We start from the raw sequence: 20,413 nt of genomic DNA on the forward strand, positions 1-20,413 counted from the left end.
TCGCCGAGCGTGACGCGCACAGTCCTCATCGCCCCTACGAGGGTTCGCAACACGTCATCGGCTACCACCTCGCGACCGCGAACTGGTCCTCATCGCCCCTACGAGGGTTCGCAACGTGAGGCGGGCGGCGATGACGCGGTCTGGGGTCTGGGTCCTCATCGCCCCTACGAGGGTTCGCAACCTATGGTGCGCGACCCAGAAGCCTACGCACATCGGTGTCCTCATCGCCCCTACGAGGGTTCGCAACACCCTGAGGACCGGCGCGAGCCGATCCTTCCCTGGTCCTCATCGCCCCTACGAGGGTTCGCAACTACACGGCCGTCTCGCATATCCACGCCAACGACGTGTCCTCATCGCCCCTACGAGGGTTCGCAACGTCAACTGCCGGCCGAACACCGCCACATGGCTGTGGGGTCCTCATCGCCCCTACGAGGGTTCGCAACGTGGGGACGAGGGAGGACGGCGCCGTGTGCACCTGGGGTCCTCATCGCCCCTACGAGGGTTCGCAACAACACGATCGGTCGGCCCAGCGACAGGTCCGACAGCGTCCTCATCGCCCCTACGAGGGTTCGCAACGGTTCGGGTCGGGCACGTAGCCCGGGGCGAGGTCGACCGGTCCTCATCGCCCCTACGAGGGTTCGCAACGCGGCGGATTTGCTTCAGGTAGTCCTCAGTGACGGTCCTCATCGCCCCTACGAGGGTTCGCAACACAAGGTGGTCGCCTGGGCTGAGGCCCGGTTCGAGGTCCTCATCGCCCCTACGAGGGTTCGCAACATGAGCGCGCCGCGTGGCAGCTCGCGCAGTCCCAGGGTCCTCATCGCCCCTACGAGGGTTCGCAACCAGCAGCGCGTCTAGACCGCAGCCGCTTGCGTTGTGTCCTCATCGCCCCTACGAGGGTTCGCAACACGAGACCACCATCGCCCGCGCGCTGGAGGCGCTGGTCCTCATCGCCCCTACGAGGGTTCGCAACCGGCCGAGTACCCGCGGGACGCCGACCAGCTCGGCGTCCTCATCGCCCCTACGAGGGTTCGCAACCCTTGCCGATCCCGCGGACCCTACGCCTCGGGTCGGAGTCCTCATCGCCCCTACGAGGGTTCGCAACAGATACGCCCATGCGGTCATCGGGACCTTGGTCTGGTCCTCATCGCCCCTACGAGGGTTCGCAACCTGAAGAAGCTCAGCCCGACGGCGCGGTCCTTCGTCAAGGTCCTCATCGCCCCTACGAGGGTTCGCAACAGGCACTGAAGGACAAGCCCGCCGTGGAGCTGCTCGTGGTCCTCATCGCCCCTACGAGGGTTCGCAACGTGGCGTCCGGGCAGGTCTCGGTGACCGACGCGAACATGTCCTCATCGCCCCTACGAGGGTTCGCAACCGGACCATGGCCGTGATCGCCGAGGCGTGGCAGCGGTCCTCATCGCCCCTACGAGGGTTCGCAACGTGATGGCGTCCACCCGGTCCGGCGCCAGGTGCGCAGTCCTCATCGCCCCTACGAGGGTTCGCAACTACTCGTCAAGGTCGTCGCGCTCCTGGAACAGCAGCGTCCTCATCGCCCCTACGAGGGTTCGCAACATGTTGGCCTTCGAGGTCCGGTGAGTCAGTGCCTCACCGGTCCTCATCGCCCCTACGAAGGTTCGCAACGGGTGGGGGGCCTTCAGGGACCAGCGCAGGAGTTGGCGTCCTCATCGCCCCTACGAGGGTTCGCAACTGAGCGCATCCGCCCGGCGGGACCGGCCCGAGGGCGGGTCCTCATCGCCCCTACGAGGGTTCGCAACCGGGCGAGTGTCTCGGCGACCCGCCGCCGTTCGAAGGCGGGTCCTCATCGCCCCTACGAGGGTTCGCAACAGCTTGCCGGTCACCGCGCCGTCCCAGAAGCGCCAGGTCCTCATCGCCCCTACGAGGGGTCGCAACTCGGGTCCTGGCCTTGCGGCGGCGCGCGTAGTCGGCGGTCCTCATCGCCCCTACGAGGGTTCGCAACGTTCGGTCGCCGTCCCTGCGGATGTCGACGCCCTCGTCGTCCTCATCGCCCCTACGAGGGTTCGCAACCGTACAGCCGGTCGCGCGGCGTGTAGGTTGACGTTTCGGGTCCTCATCGCCCTACGAGGGTTCGCAACATCGGGTCCCGGCCGCTGGTCAGGTTGAGTCCGTAGTTCAGGTCCTCATCGCCCCTACGAGGGTTCGCAAGGAGCAGCGTTCGAGACCCGGAATCCGGCACGCCGTCATCATCGCCGCAGAACCGTTCCGGTCCGGCAAGGAAAGAGCCCTCAGGTGGTCTCGGCGGGGAAAGGCTCGTACGTACTGGAAGCGTTGTCGTAAGTGAAGGCTGTCCAGCGGTCGGGCTGGATGTGGGCCAGGCGGGCTCCGAGGGCTATGGAGATGGCGACCGGGCCGGTGAGGAAGGCCGCGTGGCGTCCGGTGCGGGCACTGGCACGGAAGGGCGCGTCGCGCCAGGCGCGGCAGATCTGCTCCACGATCGCGGTGTAGGTCCCCGTGTCCTCATCCAGCGGGCCAGCAATCTTCCGGCTGAGGATGAGGAGGTTGCCGATTCCGTGCGCGCGGCAGGCGGCGCGGACGGGTTGGACGAAGTCGGCGCGAAGGTTCTGCAAATCGATGGCGAGCGCCGCGCGCGCCGGGTCTCCGCCTTCGATGAGCTCGACTTGCTCCACGGTGAGGAGTTCAACGGTGAGCGGGCTTTCTCGGAGGCGAGTGGCCGGGAAGTGGGACGGGCCGCCGTCGCGCTGGCGAACCGCGTGAATGGTGATCTCGCGGGGGTGGGTGTGCCCGATCCTGGCGCCAAACCGGAAGCCGACCGGCAGGGGCATGGTTGGGATCACGTTGATGCGGGCGGCATCGCTGACCAGACGTTCCGCGATTCCGGCGGCCGCGATGGTCTCGTCCGCGAGGGCGTCGATGCTCTCCTTCGGCCACGGATGGGCGACGGGGAGCGTGAGGTGGGTCTGCACCGTGACCGCGCAGGTCTTCTGGCTGTACTCGATGGCCTTGGACTCCAGCAGTTCGGCTCGTGAGGCACCGCGTCCGCTGTCGGACGCGGTGACGACTAGCCCGATGCGGGTCTTGGCCGAGGCGCGGACGCACAGCGCGGCGCCGCCCCCCATGAGGCCGAGTCCGACGAGACAGCCGAGGACGAACCACCAGCGTCCGGTCGGAGAGTGCGTCATCACCGTTTTCACTGCTTCGATTCCGAACCCGCCCGCGACGACGCCGCCGAGCCCGCTCCAGGCCGCGCCGTCGGTGATCACGCGCCGGGCCTTCGATGGGGTCGCGGACGGTCCGCCGATGACCGTCATCGTTGGCGCGTTCGGGGTCTCGGTCATCTCGGGCCTCGCTTCGTCGTCGTGGGCAGAACGTACTGATGGACACCGCCTGCCGCCAGGCGGTTTGTGGTCAGACATCGCCTTTATGCGAGGGGTGTTGAGGCCGAGATGACAGGTCCGGAGTCGGTCACCGGGTTATGCGGCGTTTGGTCGGGGCGCGACCGGGCCGTGCCCCTAACATGCCGCTCTGGGCGGCCGCGGGGGCTTGTCCATCAGTACCTCGCGGCGGCGCTGTGAGCGAAGAGGGGGCCGGTGTGAAGGTGCATGCGGTCGTGCTGAGCACGGCAGGCAACCAGAACTACATCTTCGGATCGAACAAGCGGCGGGAGAACGTCGGCGCATCGCATCTGATCACCCGTATCGAGGGCGAATGGCTCGACAGGGCTTTGGCGGAGGCGGGAGCGGCCGGCGGGGACGGCCGCCGGCTGCGCGTCGAACCGGACGGCCTCGAGGTGGTGACCGCGAACGCGGGCGGTGTGACGCTGATCGTCAGCAATCCGGAGGTGGGCAAGCAGATCGTCGGGAGCATTACCGAGGCGGCCTTGCGCGAGGCGCCCGGGTTGGACGTGTGCGGCGCGGTCAGCGATGCCATCGAGTGGGGGAACGCAAAGGAAGTCGCCGAGGGCATTGCGGATGCCCGCGACCTCCTCACGGTCGCGCGGGCCCGGAGGCGCGGGCCGAGGTTGCGGTTCCCAGGGGTGCCGATCGCGGCGCGCTGCGGGTCCAGTGGCCTACCGGCTCATCGTGTCGTTGCGCTCCAAGAGGGGCGGTTGCCCGAGGCTCGTTCGGCGCCCAGTCTGGCGAAGTTGAACGCCTTCGATGCGGCCTTGCTGCAGCTGGCCGTCCAGATGGGGCTCTGCGCCGGGGACGACGAGAACCAGAAGGCGGCGTCCCGCGCCGCGCTCGCCCAGATCGTCGACCATCTGAACCACAAGGCGGAGTGGGTCGCGGTCGTCCACGCCGACGGCAATGGCTTGGGGAAGGTGTTTCAGCACTTCGCGTCCATCATGGGCGGCGACAGCAGGCCCGCAGACGGGTACATCGACGGGCTACGCGGACTGTCCGAAGGAGTGGACCAGTGCGCTCGGGAGGCCTTCCAGTCGGTGTTCGCGACGTTGCGCGGCGCCGGGTGGACCGCGGGCACGGACGAGCCGCCGGTTCTCCCGCTCATCCTTGGGGGCGACGACCTGACCGTGGTCTGTGACGGTGAACTTGCTCTGCCGTTCGCACGCGGATATTTGGAGGAGTTCACCCGGCGGGCCAACGAGCATCCCGCGGTCGGGGGCGTACTCAAGAAGGTGGAGGACCTGCGCGGGCTGGGGGCTTGTGCGGGTGTCGCCATCGTCAAGCGGCAATATCCGTTCCACAGCGCCGTCCACCTGGCCGAAGAGTTGACCGGCGAGGCTAAGGCGGTGAAGGAGGAACTCGGCCAGGACAAGAGTGCTCTGTCATTCCATGTTCTCTACGAGAGCGCGTTCGCCGATCTGCAACGTCTGCGCAAGCAGCAGACTCTTGCCGATGAGGACACGTGCTTGACCGGGCAACCGTACGTTGTCGGCACCTCGGGCGACGCGAAGTGGGCGCGGCATCGACATTGGTCCGACTTGGAGAGGCAAGTCGCTGCTCTTACCGCCAGAGACGATGAGTCTCCCGTCATCTCGGGAGGCCAGGCGCACGAGCTCCGGTCCGCCCTGTTCCGCGGGCGTGAGGCTGCGGAATCTCGGTTCAAGATGGTCTCTACCTGGCTGGGCAAGGACGCGGTTCAAGGGCTTGCTTCGGACGACTCGTTTTTCTGGCACGACGGACACGTCCACCGCACCGGCCTTCTGGATGCGTTGAACGCCGCTCCCTTCCTTTCCTTGAAGGGCAGGTCATGAGCCACACCATTTCGCTGACCTTGCGGATGCTGAGTGATTGGCACATCGGCGCCGGCACCGGGCAGCACGGCCGCATCAACCGACAGGTGCTGCGGGACGAGGAACACCAGCTTCCGTACGTGCCGGCGAAGTCCCTCAACGGCGTTTGGCGGGACGGCTGCGAGATCGCCGCACGTGCCCTCGACGCCGACGCCGATCCCGGCGGATCCCAGATCTGGCATGCCTGGGTTGAATACCTGTTCGGCTATCAACCGACGTCCCCGAGCGCCGAGCCGCGCGAGACACCGGCGGCGCCAGCGCGGCATCCGCGTCCGGCCGCCCTGTGCTACCTCGGCCCGCTTCGCTTTCCCGGTGATCTCGGCCAGGCCATCGCAGGGAACCCGCGGCTCCGCGATGCGGTGACGTTCGTGAAACCGGGTGTCGCGCACGATCCGGTGACCGGCGCGGCCAGGGAGGACATGCTGCGCTTCGACGAGATGGCCCGCAGTGGCATGACGTTGGAAGGCACAGCGGAGCTGCCTGACGAGCTGTCGGAGGAGCAGCTCGGTTGTGCGCGTGCGCTGTTGTGGGCGGGCGCGCGGCTGGTGGAGGGCATCGGTGGGAAGCGGCGTCGTGGATCGGGGCGGTGCCGGCTCGATCTTGGCGGCGCAGGGCTGCCTCCAAGCGGTGACGACTTGGCGCGTTGGACGGCGAGCCCGGTACCACCGCCGATCCCAGAGCAGCCTCCTGCACCCGATTCCGCCGAGAGGCGGGCTGCGGGCGACGGCTGGGAGCGCGTCGTCCTGCGGATGACGCTCGAAACGCCGTTGCTCGCCTTTGAACGCACCGTCGGGAATCTCGTTCAAGGCCGCGACCACGCGCCGGGCTGGATGCTGCTGGGGCCGGTGCTGCAGCGCCTGGACTCGTCCGCCGCCGCTGCGGCTGCACGCTGCGGAGACCTGGTGGTGACGCCCGCGACCCCGCAGGTGGACGGGGCCCAGGGACGGCCGGTCCCACGCGCCTTCGAACGAGCCAAGGACAGCCGGAACGTCTACATCAATCGCATGGTGGAGGGGACTCCGAACGGCAAGGCGTTCAAGCGGGTCCGGAAGGGATACGTGTCCGGCTCGGCGAACGTGGCGGTCGAGACGCCCGGCTTCGTGCTGAGAATGCACAACACCATCAAGGACGAGCTCCAGCGCCCGACCGAGGCCCTTGGCGGCGTCTACGTGTACCAGGCGCTCGCGCCCGGAACCGTGCTCGTGGCCGAGGTCAGAGTCCGACGCGGCATCCTCGACACCGGCTGGTGGAAGAGCCTGGACGGCCGGTGGCGGTTGGGACGGTCCCGCAAAGACGACTATGGCCTGGTGTCCGCCACTGCTGAGCCCGTTGACTCCACGCCCGAGTCGACACCGGTTATGAGCGGCGAACGGCTGCGTGTCTGGCTGCTGTCGGACGTCCTTGTTCGCGATGACCGGCTTGCCCCGAGTGACGACCCCGCCGACTTCGCCCGTCTCCTGCAGAGGGCGTTCGCCAGCGCAGGAGCGGAGGGTGTGGAGCTCGCCCCCGTCCTGCAGGAGCGTGACCGGAGGCCGACCAGCTACGAGATCGCCCGAACCGACTCCTGGCACCGGGGATGGCGGCTGCCGCGTCCCGTCCTTCTCGGATTCGCGGCCGGCGGCTGCCTGACCTTCGAGGTGAAGGCGGGCCACGTCGGCGCGGACGTCTTGGCGGAGGTCGAGCGATCGGGCATCGGGGAACGGCGCGGCGAAGGCTTCGGTCAGATCCGCATCAACGACCCAGTCCTCATGAACAAGGTGCCTACCGGCACCAGCGAGCGGAGGGACGAGCCGGCGGATACGCCGTCACGTCCGGCCGTGCATCGGCTGTCCGCGGTCGACCCCGGCTACGCCGGTGCGCGTCTGATCGAGACGGCAGCATGGCGTGCGGAGATCTGGCGGCTGGCCGAGGAGCGAGCAGCTCAGCCGGACAAGGTACTCGGCTCGCTCATCAGCCTCTCGGCGACCCGGTTGAACGCGCTACGCCGCCTGTTCGGACACCTCGATGAGGAGAGCGAGCAGCTCAAGGCGCGCATCACCCGACTCACGAAGCGCTGGAAGGCGCCGAAGACCACGGCTTCGATCTGCACCCTGCTGGCGGAGAACGACGTGTGGGAAACGCTCAAGTTCAACGATCGGGACGGGCTGTGCCTGACCGTCGACGGACCGGACGTCCTCCCCCGCGAGTTGCGGGCAGAGGCGTTGCGGTCGCTACTCTCCGCGTGCCTGGCCGCCCATACCCGCGCGGAGGCCCACTCTGGGGAGGCCCACTCTGAGGAGGCGCTCGTATGACTCGCAGAAGGGGACGACCGATGGACAGGCGGTTCCGAGTACGCGGTTGGCTGCGTACCCAGACGCCGCTGCACGTGGGTGGTGTCGCACTGGATCCGGCCGAGGCACTGCCGGTCGCGGTGGACGGGCAGGACCGCGTCTACGTACCGGGGACAAGCCTCGCCGGGGTACTGCGCACCTGGATGCGCGGCGCCGACCCCGACATCGGCCAGCTGAACGACATGTGGGGATTCGAGGACGGGAACTCAGAATCCGGTCAGGCCAGCCGGATCGTGGTTCGGGATGCTGTCGTCACCACCACGACCGGAACCGACAGCGACGGAATCCCGAACGAGCCGCTCAGATCGCGAGCCCTGCCGGTCCTCCACGGCGTTGGCATCGACCGTGTCACCGGCGCCGCCGCATCGGCCTTCCTGTACGCCCGCACCATCGTCCCCTCAGGCCACTACCTATCGTTCGAGATCGACGTCGAGACGACCAGCGCCCGCCTTGACCGTGACCGCGCCCGCCTGCACGCACTACTGACCGCCCTGAGGTCGGAAGAGATCACGGTGGGCGCAGCCAACGGCAAGGGCCTTGGTGTCGTGACGCTGATGCCGTCGCCGCTCGACGTCCACGAACACGACTTCACCAGCCGCGAGGGGCTGCTCGCCTTCCTCAGCGGCGAGCCCGAGCACTTCGACGAGGCGAAGGTGGACGCCAGCGCGGCTGATCTTCCCGCCCGCCGTGAGCGGCTTACCGTCCACCTGCGTTGGAAGCCCGACGCCCCCGTCATGGTCCGCGCCGCGGGTGAGGGGGCAGCGATCAAGACGCTGCCGCTCACCACAGAGATCGGGCCCGACACGCTAAGACTCACGCTGAGCGGCAGCTCCCTCAAGGGAGCCCTCCGCAGCCATGCCGAACTCATCGAACGCACCGCCCGCGGCCTGGATGCCCCAGTGCCTCCGATGCAGGACACGGAGGACGGCACCGAAGACCGCGCGACCGCACGCCGGCATGCCGAAGCTTTCCTCAAGCAGCTCGATGGCTTGGAGGCCGTGCGCATGCTCTTTGGCGCCGCCCGCCGCAAACCCGACGACGCCTCGTCCGCCTATGCGTGGGGCGCGGGCGCGCTGACCGTCCACGAATGCGTGAGCGAGACAGCCATCCCTACGGACGTGTGGGAGATCGTGGTGAACGGCGTGCCGGACAACGGCGAAGGCAAGGACCGTCCGGGGCTGCCAGCATCGGTACGCGACGCGCTGGCCAGCCGCGGACTCGACCAGGCCGACCACGTCGCAATCGACCGGTGGACGGGAGGTGCCGCCGAACAACTGCTGTTCAGCATGCTCGAACCGCACGGCGTCGACTGGGAACCGATCCGGCTGACCGTCGACCTCACCCGGCTCGGCGACCATCGGGACGTGGCGCTCGCGCTGCTCCTGCTCGTCCTGCGCGATCTGAAGCAGCGCCGACTCCCGCTCGGCGGCATGGTCAACCGGGGGTTCGGCGACGTCACGATCGAGGCGATCGAGTTCTCCGGCAATGGCTGGACGGCGGAGACGACGCTCGCGGACGCCCTCCGGCACGGGAATCTGGCGAAAGCGTGGCGCGAATACGCAGGGGGAACGCGATGACTGGCACGACCTTGCACGTCGCGACCCGCGAGGGCCTCACCTTCGCCGAAGCCATGGAAAGCGCGCCGGACGGCTTCGCGTTGCTCACCACGCCATGGCGCTACGAGATCGTCACCACCGCCGATGCGCGGCGCTCCACACCCGACGGGGTCTTCGAGGCCCGCGTGTTCAACGAGCACACCGAATTGCGCTGGCTCAACGACGCCGACAGCGGACGTACCGTCCTGCTCGGCGAGGACCCGGCGGTTCTACCGGAATCCTTCGCGAAGCCTGAGCCGCTGAAGGCCAGCGCAACGATGAAGGGCGGCTACCTGCTCTGGGGGAAGGCCGTCAAGGCGTCGGACGGGTGGACGACACTGTCCACCGAGCGCATGGGCAGCCTGCGTGTTCCAGGAGCATTCGCCGCAGGCAGCCACGTGGCACTGACGACCTGTGAGTACATCGCGCGCGACATGGAACACGGTAACGCCTACATCGCGGAAGAACGCCTGCTGTCCTTCGAACTCTCCGAACTGCTGCGCAGGGAGAAGGCATGAACGAGAAGAAGCCGAATCCCGGCACGATCAGAGTCCCGAACAAGTTCAAGCCCGCCAAACCCCAGCAGGAGGCGAGGAAGCCCTCCGCTCCGCCCAGCCGAGACGCCAAGCCGAAACAACCACGAGAGGGGAACCGACGGAACGCTGGGAACGGACGCAAGGAGCCCTTCCTCAACCCCTACACCTTCGTCCCCGCCTTCCCACGCGAGGGAATGACGGGTGCGTTCACCGACGCTGCCCCTCGGGGCGCCGACCGGCTTCACGAGGACAACTGGACGGGCACGATCGCGGTCAGGCTCACGGTCCGGACGCCCCTGCTACTGCTCGACACCGCTCGCGCCTACAACGCACAAGACGCTGAGGAAGGACACCTCACCTACCCGGTACTGCTACGCGATGGCCGCCCCCATCTGCCGGCGACCGCGCTCAAGGGGATGCTGCGCGCTTCCTATGAGGCGATCACTAACAGCCGGTTCGGGGTGTTCAACGGTCACAACGAGCGGCTCGGCTGGCGCCGCGTCGCCGATGACGCACGCGACATGAAGCCGGTCCGCGTCGGGAAGGACGGCAAGACGCTGGAGTTCTGGGAGGCCGTCAAGCTCTCCTTCTACCGGGATAAGGCCGGTTCCCGCTACTCGCCGAACCCACGCCCGAAGCACGGCGACCGCGTCTGGGTGAGAACGAAGCGCGGCAAAAACGCCGAGGAGGTCACCGGCATCAAGCCGTACTCCAAGGGCCGCCCCTCCCCTGCCTGGAAGGAGGGATACGTCTTCATCACCGGTCAGAACGTGGAGACCAAGCGTGACGAACGAGTCTTCGTCCAGCAGCGCAGTCGCATCACGACAAAGCTGACCAGTGATCTCCGCGAGCGCTGGGAAGCTCTCATGGAGCACCACCGCAAGTACGAGCAGGACATCGAGACCGACGGCGACTACGAGATCAGTCCTCACCGGAACAATGAAGAGCGGCGCAAGCTCACACCGGGGACGTTCTGCTGGGCGTACGAGAAGAACGGGCGCATCGAGGCGTTGTATCCGGTCATGATCCCGCGTGAGCTCGCCGTCGCGAGCCCGGCCGAGATGGTTCCGCCGAAGGTCGAACCCGCCACCCGCTATCGCGAACTGTCCCCCGCCGACCGTGTGTTCGGCTGGGTCGCCCAAGACGGGTCCGGCACCCGTCCGGCCGCATACCGGGGGCGTCTCCGCATCAGCGACGTCACCTGCGTCACCCCGACCAGCCAGGCCGTCAAGGAGTTCCCTGACGGCCTGCCGCTGTCAATCCTCGCCCAGCCGAAACCGACCCAGGGCCGGTTCTATCTGTCTGAGAGTGCCGCCGAACCACACCGTCCGATCGCCAAGGGCACGTCCAAGAACGATGTGCATCGCGATCCTGACCGGGCTCTGCGGGGCCGCAAGGTCTACTGGCATCACCGGCGAGCGGCCGCGGACGCCTTCTACTGGAAAGTGCCGCCGGCGTCCGCGGGCGATCCCACTCAGCAGCTCATCGACGGGCTGCTGTACCGGGAGTACCTCCGGCCGAACGCACCCGACGAGAACGACCCGCTCACGCGCGACAAGACGTCGTTCGCGACGACCGGCGAGCCGCAGCGCGACAAGCAGAACCGCTCCGCACTCGGCTGGATCACCAAAGACACCGAGTTCACCTTCACCATCGGTGTCCGCGACGTTCCGGAAGTCGAACTCGGAGCCCTGCTCTGGCTGCTGACGCTCGATGGCGATCACTACCACCGCCTCGGGCTCGGCAAGCCGCTCGGCTTCGGCAGCGTCCACATCTCGCTGGAACCGGAGCGTACGCGGCTCCACACCGGCGCTCAGTGGGCGGAGTACTACCGCGACCTCACCGGAGAGCTCCCCGACTCGCCCACCGAAACCGTGGTGCGCACCTGCGTTCGGGCCTTCACCAGAGCAGCCGAGCAGCAGCCCGGATTCGCAGAGATCAAGCACGCATTCCTCGCGGCGGCCCACGGCAGCGATGACCTCCCCGTCCACTACCCTCGCGCCAGGCCCAAGCAGATGCAGGCACGGCGCACCCCTCCGAACCCAGCCGGGGAGTCGTTCGCCTGGTTCACCGCCAACGAGAAGATCGAGAAAAGGACCATCGCGCCAGGCCGGGGCCGCTCCCTCCCGTCAGCCGGCGCCTCCCGGGACCATGACCTTGACGTCTACGACGAAGAGAACTGAAAAGGCCGACGTGGCGCCGCTGCTGATCCACCCGATCGGCGGCGGCGACCTCGGTTATCCCCCAATGGCGACCTCCCCGGCGCCGATCGACTTCCACGGCACCCCCGATGACCGCAGACCCCTGCGCAAGATCTTCGACGGCATCGCCGAAACCGGCACCGACATGAGCGGCCTGCTCATCGTCGCGACGACGAACATCCACGCACCGTCCGGGCAACCTTTCGTCGAGCACGCGCAGGTGATGAAGGAGCTGTTGTGCTCCGCGAAAGGCCTCTGCGGCCGGAGGTTCCCGGAGGCCCAGGTCCACATCGTCCAGGTCGACGAACCGACAGCCCGCCACAGTCTCGAAGCCCTGAAGCCCGTACTCGCGGCACTCATGCCCGGCGAATGCCTGCTGACGTCCGGGTCGGGCTCCTATGCTCTCGGCGCCGGCGTCGTACTCGCCGGCATCGAGACCGGCGTGCCGATCACCATGCTGCCGGTCGACGAACCGTCCGCCGCCTACCGCCTGCGCGACTTAATCGACCCGCACGACACGCTCCGCAACTGGCTACTGCGGCACCGCTTCTGGGACGAACTCGCCGCCGTCGACCCGCCGAACGCCGCCCTCTGGCGACTGCTCGCCGCCCGCCAGCGCGCCGACATCAGCCTCGCCGAGACCACTACCCCCTTCGCCGGGCTCAACCAAGGGAGGCTCAACAAGCTCACCGAGCTCTGGCCGACCGTCCAGGCCGCCTTTTTCGAGCGTCTCGCGCGGGGTGAGGCCATCGACCACTCGCTGCTGCGCGCCTGGTTCACACAACGGATCAGCAAGCCGTCCAGGAAAGAGGCAGCCACGGTCCCCGTCTCGGCGCAACGAGCGCTGGAGGACCTCGCGAGAGATCTCAGCGACCCCGAGAAGCGCGGCGGCGCCACCCTGATCAAGGAAACCCGCCGCCGACTCTCGCCCGTCCCGCAGGCGCGCCATGCGGCGCTGGTGGGCGACACCGAATTCATCGACTTCTTCGAGAGGAGCGCCTCGCACGAGGCGCACCTCGCTCCGCCCGGAGCCCGCCGCCTGCCCGGCTCGCTGCTCGCAAACGCCGACCAGTGGGAGAAGGGCGACCTGGTCCCCGGCCTGGTGGAACAGTGCGGCATGACGACGTGGCCCGTCCTTGGGACCGGTGACGTCCTTGTCCTTATGTGCGTCGGAATGGTCCCGACGAACGACCCGAACGACAAAGGGGGTCACGCGGCCGTTCGGCAGGTGATCGACTGGGCGTCCCGGCGGCGCGGCGCCCTTGCCCGCCCCGGCAGGATCAGGCTGCGCCTACTAGCCAGCCACGAGACGATGGAGCGGGCCCGATCCTGGGTCACCCTCGCCCGGTCGACCGCCCCCGCGGGCAGCCTCGACGCTGCCGTCCTCGGTCCTTTCTCCACCGAACCGGGTGACGCCGCCGACATCAACACCGCGCTTCTGGCCGAACTCGCCAAAGCCTCGCCGACCGGAATGTACGGCTCGACCAGCCTCCGCGACGTGGACGAAGTCCTGCTCGTCATCAACTCTGGAAAGCCGGTCACGGTGAACGGCATGGTCGCTGCAGGCGTCCAGTGGTCACTGAACGCCGCCTGCCCCTTGCGCGTCGCCGAACTCGGCCGTGACCGGGCGCTGCGGACCGTGGTCAACGAGGCCGGTCTGACGCTGTGCCGTCTCGGTCTGGACGCCCGCCTGGCCCGGCTCGCGTCGTCGGCCGTCCGGCGCCTCGACACCCGCACCGCCTGGCAACTGCTCGCCAACGGCTCGCCGGCCCTCGCCGCCGCCCGCGACGCCGCCGCCCGCCTTCATCACGACCTGTACAGCCATGCAAAGCCGGCCGCGAGCATGAACACCCGCTGCGAGGTGGCCTGCCGACGCCTCGAATTGATCGCGCACGTCTTGGCAGACGAACCGTGGCCGGCTTCCTACACAGCCGTTGAGGTGCTCCGCCCCGGCCTCTTCGACTGGGATATGTGGAAAGCGCTCAGGGAACGTTCCGCACCGCTCCGGAGACTGAACGCCTACCGCAACGAGACCCCCTACGCCCACCTGCTCGACAGGCTCCGCGAAGAGCGAACCGAGCAGGCAGACCATAGGGGGAAGCGGCCACCGTCGAAGAGGCCGCCTGCCCAGCAGGTGGTGCTCGAAGAACTGCGCGGCTGCGTCGATGCCCTCCAGCAACTCCGTCCTCAGCGTGATCGTCAGAGAGAGCCCGATCGGCTACTCGTCACCCGCTACACGCGCCTTTGTGAACAGCTCGAAGAGTTGGGAGAGGATGCCCGATGAACAGGCATTCCAGTTCTCGCCACCGACCGCTGTCGCCGCACTGGATCAGTGCTTGAGCAGAGACCGGAGGACGACCTGCCCAAGCCTGTCACCGAACCTTTCGGTATAAGGCCGCGACACCGATGAGGCCGGATCCGGCGTCGTCGCCCGGACGCCGGGCTGTAATCAGGCAACCGCTTGACGTGAGTTGAGGGGCTCACGATACTGGTGGGCGTTCGACGGCTACGGCCGAAGAGCGTTTGAGGCTTTGTGCCTCCTGAGGAAGACCGCGTCCCCGGGTTTCATGCTCGTGGGATGGACGGTCCGTTCGAGTTTGCCTCAGGAGGCTCTGTGCGGCCCATCTCTCATATGGCCGACCGCGACGACGCGATCGCGTACGCGGCGTTCCACACCTTTGTCTCTCCGGCATTGCGCGTCGTCGCGCGCGGGCCGCTGCATCGCGCCAGGCACGCCGGCCGAGCTTGCGGTGCGCCAACCGGTCCAGGGTGGTGCGCCGAGTGCGAGGCGACGGTCGACGATCTTCTCCTGGCAAGCTTCGCCAGGCTGCGATCCGCGTTGAGTGGGGCAATGCCCAAGACCCGGTCAGGGCAGCTCGTCCGCGAGATGGTCGTGGTGTGTGAGCACCTGGTGTCATCCGATGCACGAGGGGAGGACGCCGCCGCCTGGGCGGGGAGACTGGGCCGTGCGGAGAGCGATGATGAGCCGTGGTTGCGGGCCGCCTGGGCCCAGCTCGTCCATTACCCGTTGCTGCATCTGGAGGAGCGGACAAGGCGCGCGGACGCCGTTCGGCGGGGTGCGTCAGCCCGTCCGGACCGAGACCTGCGGCAGGCGGGTTGGGCGGCTCCGCTGCGGGACGACCCCGCAGAGCTGGAAATGCTCATTGTGCTGGTGCACCGAATGCGGCGCAGGGTCTCCGATCCGTTTCGGGTGCCGGACGACGTGCGGGAGCGTCACGGTTTGGCGCGTGCGGAGGCGTCCCGGCGGATGGGAACGGCTTTGAAGGCGCTGCGTGCTGCCAATCCCGGCTTCTTCGCCGCCAACATCGGTGAGCCGGTGACCGGCCACGGCGTCGAGCCGCCGGTGGACCCGTACGAGAGCATCGTGATGGCCACCGAACGGGCACAGGCTCGTGCGACGTTGGCTCGCCTGCTCATGGTCTGCGCAGATGAGCCCATGCCAGGTACTGCGCGCCGGACATCGTGCCGGGATGTCATCGCCACCCTTTGCGCCCTCAGTGCCGGACAGCGCGCGGACCCGGTCGCTGCAGCAGTCCGCGAACTCGGCGTCGCTCCGGAGCAAGCTGCTCAGATGGTTCGCCATCTCGCGGTCCAGGTGGCCGCAGCAGGCGTGGAGTGGACGGATCAATTGCTGAAGGCGGCGCCTGTGGCAGGCACTCGATGAGGTGCTCCACGCAGCGTGATCACGGCGCGCTCGCCCATCGACGGATCTCTCCGGCAAGCCGTTCAGCATCGGACGTGCTGAGCCTCACGTCCACCACCAGGCGGGACGTCCTCAGAGAGAGCGACACGCCCTCCGCCGATGGCCGTACCGCGAACCGGTGGACGAGCACGGGGACGTCATCGCCGATCAACTGTCCCCCAACCAACCGTTCGGGCCGCGGAAGGCAGGCGGCTGTCGCGTTTCCCACAGAGGTGAAGAATTGAAGGAGGTCGAGGCCGAGAGAGGGGGCGTCGAGATCGGCGCGGACGGTCAGGGCCGTTCCGCTATCGGTAAATGTCAGCACGGCGAACGGTCCGTGGAACCAGGCGGCGACGCCGTCCAACGCCAACTCGCGCGGGCCATAGGGGCGGGTGCGGATGCGCTGTGTATACGCCTCAGAGCGGCTCATCCGGCGCGTAGTGGGGCTTCGCCAAACGCTACCAGCGCCGTCAGCCCGACCACGAACGCACGGCCGAACCCCGATGCCATGGTCCATCGGCCCCGGCCACCGCTCGCCGCCGCGCCCCTGCTGCCCCCCGCACGCGATCGACGTCCATCCGTTCGACCAGCCATGCTCTTCATCTCCCGACAGGTATTCCCATGCCCCCAACCGATGGACGAGTGCCCACCCGACCATGCCGACATCACAGGACCTCGCCTCATGTTCCCGAACCACTGGTATCGCAGTCGAGACCGCACTTTCGGGCGAAGCGGTCGAGTTGTGTTCGAGGCGACGGCGGACCGGGTGACCACCTGTGCGGCGGCGCGTCCAGGAGGGGTCCGGCCCCGATCAGCAGCTCGACATCCAGCGACTCAACGGGATCGATTCACCGAGATCCCCTCCAGAAGTCAACCGTTCCCTCCCCCAACGCGTCTCGAGCGGCGCGGGTAGGAGACCATGGCCAAGCCTCCGACCATCGTCTGCTGGCCTCCTGCACCATCCGACCCAGGACAAGTTGATCAATGCGCTTTCAGCGACACGCCGGGGTCAACAGCACAACCGACGGTTTGCTGAAGATTCCGCCTCTAGCGAGCTGCTCTTTCCTCGGCCCACCTGCGGCTTTACCCTGGGGTCCTCATCGCCCCTACGAGGGTTCGCAACCCGCATGACCCACCGCACCGGCACCGGCCACCTGCGTCCTCATCGCCCCTACGAGGGTTCGCAACTGGAGGCGTCCGCGGTGCCGTTGACGGTGCGGTGCGTCCTCATCGCCCCTACGAGGGTTCGCAACTCGAAGAGCCGGACCACGACGCCGCCGGTCCGACTGTCGTCCTCATCGCCCCTACGAGGGTTCGCAACTCGGCCGGACGGCGACCATCGCCACCGCCTCGTCCGGTCCTCATCGCCCCTACGAGGGTTCGCAACTGTCCCGGATACTCCGATTGTCGTTCAACTCATGCGGAAGGTCCTCATCGCCCCTACGAGGGTTCGCAACCACCACGCCCTGCCCGGCCTGCTGTCCGGTCTGGAGGTCCTCATCGCCCCTACGAGGGTTCGCAACTGTACACGCGGCGTCAGGCTGCTGAGGCGACGAGGACGCGTCCTCATCGCCCCTACGAGGGTTCGCAACGCGTTGCGGCCGGTCCACTGGATCGCCTCGACGACGTCCTCATCGCCCCTACGAGGGTTCGCAACAGGCCGACACCGACCCGGCGCAGCGGGAGATGGCCGAGGTCCTCATCGCCCCTACGAGGGTTCGCAACTTGGTCTCGTGGTAGATGTCGCCGCCCTCGACCGACACGTCCTCATCGCCCCTACGAGGGTTCGCAACTCGAGGCGCAGATGGTGACGCACCTGAGGATGTGCGGGTCCTCATCGCCCCTACGAGGGTTCGCAACTCGAGGCGCAGATGGTGACGCACCTGAGGATGTGCGGGTCCTCATCGCCCCTACGAGGGTTCGCAACCCTACGGCGAGTCGGAGTTCAACACGCATTCGGCCAAGTCCTCATCGCCCCTACGAGGGTTCGCAACTGCCCGCGATGGTCGATCCGCAGCGGCGCCTCATCGAGTCCTCATCGCCCCTACGAGGGTTCGCAACTTGTCGACCACGCCGGTGACCGACACGATCGCCTCAAGTCCTCATCGCCCCTACGAGGGTTCGCAACCGGTGGGGGAGGTGCTCGGCGCCGCCGACGTCAACGGGTCCTCATCGCCCCTACGAGGGTTCGCAACAGCGACTCGCTCGCCGACGCCGCCAGCGTGCGGCGTGTCCTCATCGCCCCTACGAGGGTTCGCAACTCGCCTGCGACCCAGCCCGGTAGGAGCAGACCCACCGTGGTCCTCATCGCCCCTACGAGGGTTCGCAACGGGTCGACCAGGTCGGCGATCCAGTGCTCGGCGGTCCTCATCGCCCCTACGAGGGTTCGCAACGTGAGGTACATGTGCGCGGTCGGGTAGTGGGACGGTCCTCATCGCCCCTACGAGGGTTCGCAACACGTAGTAGATGATCTGGCAGGCCAGTGCGAGCGGTCCCCATCGCCCCTACGAGGGTTCGCAACCCGACCTGCAGCGCCGTCGTCACCCGAGTGCGCAGGACCGGTCCTCATCGCCCCTACGAGGGTTAGCAACAGGGTCAGGGTGCGGGTCTCGGAATTCATGGGGGCCTCTCCTCATCGCCTCTACGAGGGTTCGCAACTTCCAGGCGCCCTTGTCCGCGCCGTTGAGGGCCAGGGGTCCTCATCGCCCCCGAGAGGGTTCGCAACGGCACGCATGGCTGGACACCGACGAGCACTCGTTGAGCGTCCTCATCGTCCCTACCGAGCAACTTTCGAAGCTCCCCGATAGGCACACGAAAGGTGGTACCAACTCAGATGATGCAGCATGGGGAGTCACCATGTTCGTCGGTCCATAGGCATATCTACGAGATAATTCCCGGAGCACCAACATTGATTAACTGTAACGCCGCAAAAATACATAAGGAGGCGATTCTTGCCGTGCCAAATTTATCCGCGACGCTGGGGCCATGGGCGGGTTGGTGTCGAAAGGCTGGGTGGTGGGAGGCGGCTGGGGGGCGGAGGGAGCAGCGGAACCCAAGGGTTGGGGAAAGCGGTCATCGCGAGACGCGCTTGCGAGGGTCTGGCTGCCTGCCTGGGTGGCCGTGGTGCGGTCGCAGCGCCAGCATGCTTTGCTTCCCGGACCTGGGCGGCTGCTTTTCGGGTGGCGTCGGCTTGGGCTTGGCGGTGCTGGAGTCGGCGGAGCTCGGCGATGGTGTCGAGCAGGTTGATGAGGTTGGAAATCAGCAGCATCGCCGACACCGCCGTCCGGTTCATGGCCCCGGTTAGCGCGAGGAGCCGGGCTGTGGTCCGCAAGGCATTTCCAGCAGGAGTGTGGCGAGGAAGACGCCCGTAGGGTGCGCGAGCGGCGCGATCGTAGGTGTCGGCTGCGCGGCGGAGGTGATGGTTCCCGGTTGCTTGGGCAGCCGAATGAAGGGCATCGGACGCAGCCCAGCAGGCGTCCTGGCCCGCGTGTGGATTGGTAGCCAGGTCGCGCCGGAGATGAGCAGTGGCGTAGGCAGCGGCACGGGCGGCGTCATCGTAGAAGGCCTGCCGTTCTTCGACAGTGAGGTCGTCGTGAATCGTTGGCGTGGGGTCGGTGGCGGGCGAGGTCCAGCGTTGCTGGAGGCGCTTCAGTGAGAGGTCGTCTGCAAGGCGGCTTCCTGCGTGCCAGGTCGCTTCTTCGTCACCGTGGTCGGTGGGGAACGCGACGGCGTAGCCGGTGATCTGGGCAGGCAAGTACTGGCTGTAGCGTGCCTTGACCAGGAGGCCGCAATCCTGGAGTCGGTCAAGGAACTCGGTGGTCGTCCGGGCTTCGTCCGCGGCGCGGCGGACGGTCGTCCGCAGCACGGCCCGCTTCGTCCGCTCGGACAGGTGCCGTCCGTCCAGCGGACGGACGGCAGACGAACCGCGGACCGAGCCGTCCGCACCTGCCCAGCGGTGGCGAAGTTTGGGCAGCGTGAGGTCGGCGGCGAGCTTGCCTCCCCCATACCAGACCGGCTGCCCGTCCGCGTTCACATCACCGGGCGCAGCCACCGCATATCCAGTCAGTTCGCCGGCCGTCCGCTGGCTGAACCGCCGCTTCACCAGGACGCCATCGGCCTGGAGGCGTTCGAAGAACTCGCTCTCGCTGCAGGCGCCGGCGGCCGCCGTCTGGACCTTGCGACGCAGGACGGTACGGGACGGCACCGCCTGACGACGGCGGACGGCCTTCTCGGTCTCGCCGCGCTTGGGACGGCGGGCGACTGTCCGGTCCGCCGGCGCCGTGGAACGCAAACCAAACCGCTCCTCCACCGCGCGGCAGGCGTCGCGGACCCGGTACCCGTCGTTCCATACCTCTGGACGGACGCCGTCCGGCCGCGCCAGCGTGGCCACGATGTGGACGTGGTCGTCGGCGTGGCGGACGGCGATCCAGCGGACGGCGTCAACGTCCCCCGCCGGAGCCAAGCCGGTCCGGCTCATGATCTCGGCCGCGATCTGCGCCCACTGCCCATCAGCCAAGACCGGGTCCTCAGGCGCGGCCCGCACGGCGCAGTGCCAGACGGGCTTGCGGTAGTTCCGTTCACCGAGCAACGCCAGAGGCTGTGTCAGCAGACCCTCCACATGACGAAAGTCGCGACGGCCATCGGGCCCTAATACCGGCTCCAGATCGGCCGCATCGTCGAAGCCCGCCACGATGTGCGGGTCATGGTGCTCGCCGTTGGCGCCTGGGCCGTAGAGGTACCGCAGCAGTCCCTGGACCCGGGCGCCGCGCAAGACCTTCCCGATCACGACGCAACGCTCAG

General features: G+C 67.7%; 10 protein-coding genes and 2 CRISPR repeat arrays (1 of these 12 running past the window's edge). Of the genes, 7 read left to right on the plus strand and 3 right to left on the minus strand.

Annotation, left to right across the window (positions count from 1 at the left end; translation table 11 throughout):
• A CRISPR array of direct repeats spans positions 1 to 2,043; the repeat unit is 30 nt; unit sequence GTCCTCATCGCCCCTACGAGGGTTCGCAAC (it extends 900 nt beyond the left edge of the window).
• Positions 2,044 to 2,261: 218 nt separating this feature from the next.
• Complete coding sequence (locus SM418_RS07655) at positions 2,262 to 3,332, minus strand: SAVED domain-containing protein (RefSeq protein ID WP_371939953.1); 1,071 nt, start codon at positions 3,330 to 3,332, stop codon at positions 2,262 to 2,264.
• 254 nt (positions 3,333 to 3,586) lie between these two features.
• On the opposite strand from SM418_RS07655, the gene SM418_RS07660 reads away from it, so the two are divergent.
• From SM418_RS07660 to SM418_RS07690, 7 genes are all read left to right on the plus strand, one after another.
• The gene (locus tag SM418_RS07660) at positions 3,587 to 5,209 is read left to right on the plus strand and encodes a Cas10/Cmr2 second palm domain-containing protein (RefSeq protein ID WP_371939954.1); all 1,623 of its coding nucleotides are present in this window, start codon (positions 3,587 to 3,589) and stop codon (positions 5,207 to 5,209) included.
• The gene (locus SM418_RS07665) at positions 5,206 to 7,539 is read left to right on the plus strand and encodes an RAMP superfamily CRISPR-associated protein (protein WP_371939955.1); all 2,334 of its coding nucleotides are present in this window, start codon (positions 5,206 to 5,208) and stop codon (positions 7,537 to 7,539) included. Before SM418_RS07660 ends, SM418_RS07665 begins: the two co-directional genes overlap by 4 nt.
• Before the next feature lie 20 nt (positions 7,540 to 7,559).
• Positions 7,560 to 9,155, plus strand: coding sequence for an RAMP superfamily CRISPR-associated protein (locus tag SM418_RS07670; RefSeq protein ID WP_371939956.1), 1,596 nt, complete (start codon positions 7,560 to 7,562; stop codon positions 9,153 to 9,155).
• Positions 9,152 to 9,691, plus strand: a complete 540-nt coding sequence (gene csx19 / locus SM418_RS07675) for a type III-D CRISPR-associated protein Csx19 (protein ID WP_371939957.1) — start codon at positions 9,152 to 9,154, stop codon at positions 9,689 to 9,691. The genes SM418_RS07670 and csx19 overlap by 4 nt, the downstream gene beginning before the upstream one ends.
• Positions 9,688 to 11,892, plus strand: a complete 2,205-nt coding sequence (locus SM418_RS07680; RefSeq protein ID WP_371939958.1) for a TIGR03986 family type III CRISPR-associated RAMP protein — start codon at positions 9,688 to 9,690, stop codon at positions 11,890 to 11,892. Before csx19 ends, SM418_RS07680 begins: the two co-directional genes overlap by 4 nt.
• A complete protein-coding gene (locus SM418_RS07685) occupies positions 11,867 to 14,194 on the plus strand; it encodes a hypothetical protein (RefSeq protein ID WP_371939959.1) in 2,328 nt (775 codons plus the stop codon). The genes SM418_RS07680 and SM418_RS07685 overlap by 26 nt, the downstream gene beginning before the upstream one ends.
• Positions 14,195 to 14,542: 348 nt before the next feature.
• Positions 14,543 to 15,595, plus strand: a complete 1,053-nt coding sequence (locus SM418_RS07690; protein WP_371939960.1) for a hypothetical protein — start codon at positions 14,543 to 14,545, stop codon at positions 15,593 to 15,595.
• Between the two features lie 19 nt (positions 15,596 to 15,614).
• Here the strand turns inward: SM418_RS07690 and SM418_RS07695 are convergent, their stop codons facing one another.
• Both SM418_RS07695 and SM418_RS07700 read right to left on the minus strand, forming a co-directional pair.
• Positions 15,615 to 16,043: a hypothetical protein gene (locus SM418_RS07695; RefSeq protein ID WP_371939961.1), complete on the minus strand. Its 429-nt coding sequence runs from the start codon at positions 16,041 to 16,043 to the stop codon at positions 15,615 to 15,617.
• A gap of 663 nt (positions 16,044 to 16,706) precedes the next feature.
• Positions 16,707 to 18,338: direct repeats of the CRISPR family, unit length 30 nt; unit sequence GTCCTCATCGCCCCTACGAGGGTTCGCAAC.
• A 240-nt stretch (positions 18,339 to 18,578) separates the two neighbouring features.
• Complete coding sequence (locus SM418_RS07700) at positions 18,579 to 20,399, minus strand: relaxase/mobilization nuclease domain-containing protein (RefSeq protein WP_371939962.1); 1,821 nt, start codon at positions 20,397 to 20,399, stop codon at positions 18,579 to 18,581.
• Positions 20,400 to 20,413 lie beyond the last annotated feature (14 nt).

This window comes from Actinomadura chokoriensis (assembly GCF_041463665.1).
Taxonomy (GTDB): Bacteria; Actinomycetota; Actinomycetes; order Streptosporangiales; family Streptosporangiaceae; genus Spirillospora; species Spirillospora chokoriensis_A.

What these genes read in the sequence shown, in the direction of transcription:
- SM418_RS07655 (WP_371939953.1), bottom strand. Translation starts at nt 3,332, where the DNA reads ATGACCGAGACCCCGAACGCGCCAACGATGACGGTCATCGGCGGACCG.
- SM418_RS07665 (WP_371939955.1), top strand. Translation starts at nt 5,206, where the DNA reads ATGAGCCACACCATTTCGCTGACCTTGCGGATGCTGAGTGATTGGCAC.
- SM418_RS07670 (WP_371939956.1), top strand. Translation starts at nt 7,560, where the DNA reads ATGGACAGGCGGTTCCGAGTACGCGGTTGGCTGCGTACCCAGACGCCG.
- csx19 (WP_371939957.1), top strand. Translation starts at nt 9,152, where the DNA reads ATGACTGGCACGACCTTGCACGTCGCGACCCGCGAGGGCCTCACCTTC.
- SM418_RS07680 (WP_371939958.1), top strand. Translation starts at nt 9,688, where the DNA reads ATGAACGAGAAGAAGCCGAATCCCGGCACGATCAGAGTCCCGAACAAG.
- SM418_RS07690 (WP_371939960.1), top strand. Translation starts at nt 14,543, where the DNA reads ATGGCCGACCGCGACGACGCGATCGCGTACGCGGCGTTCCACACCTTT.
- SM418_RS07695 (WP_371939961.1), bottom strand. Translation starts at nt 16,043, where the DNA reads ATGAGCCGCTCTGAGGCGTATACACAGCGCATCCGCACCCGCCCCTAT.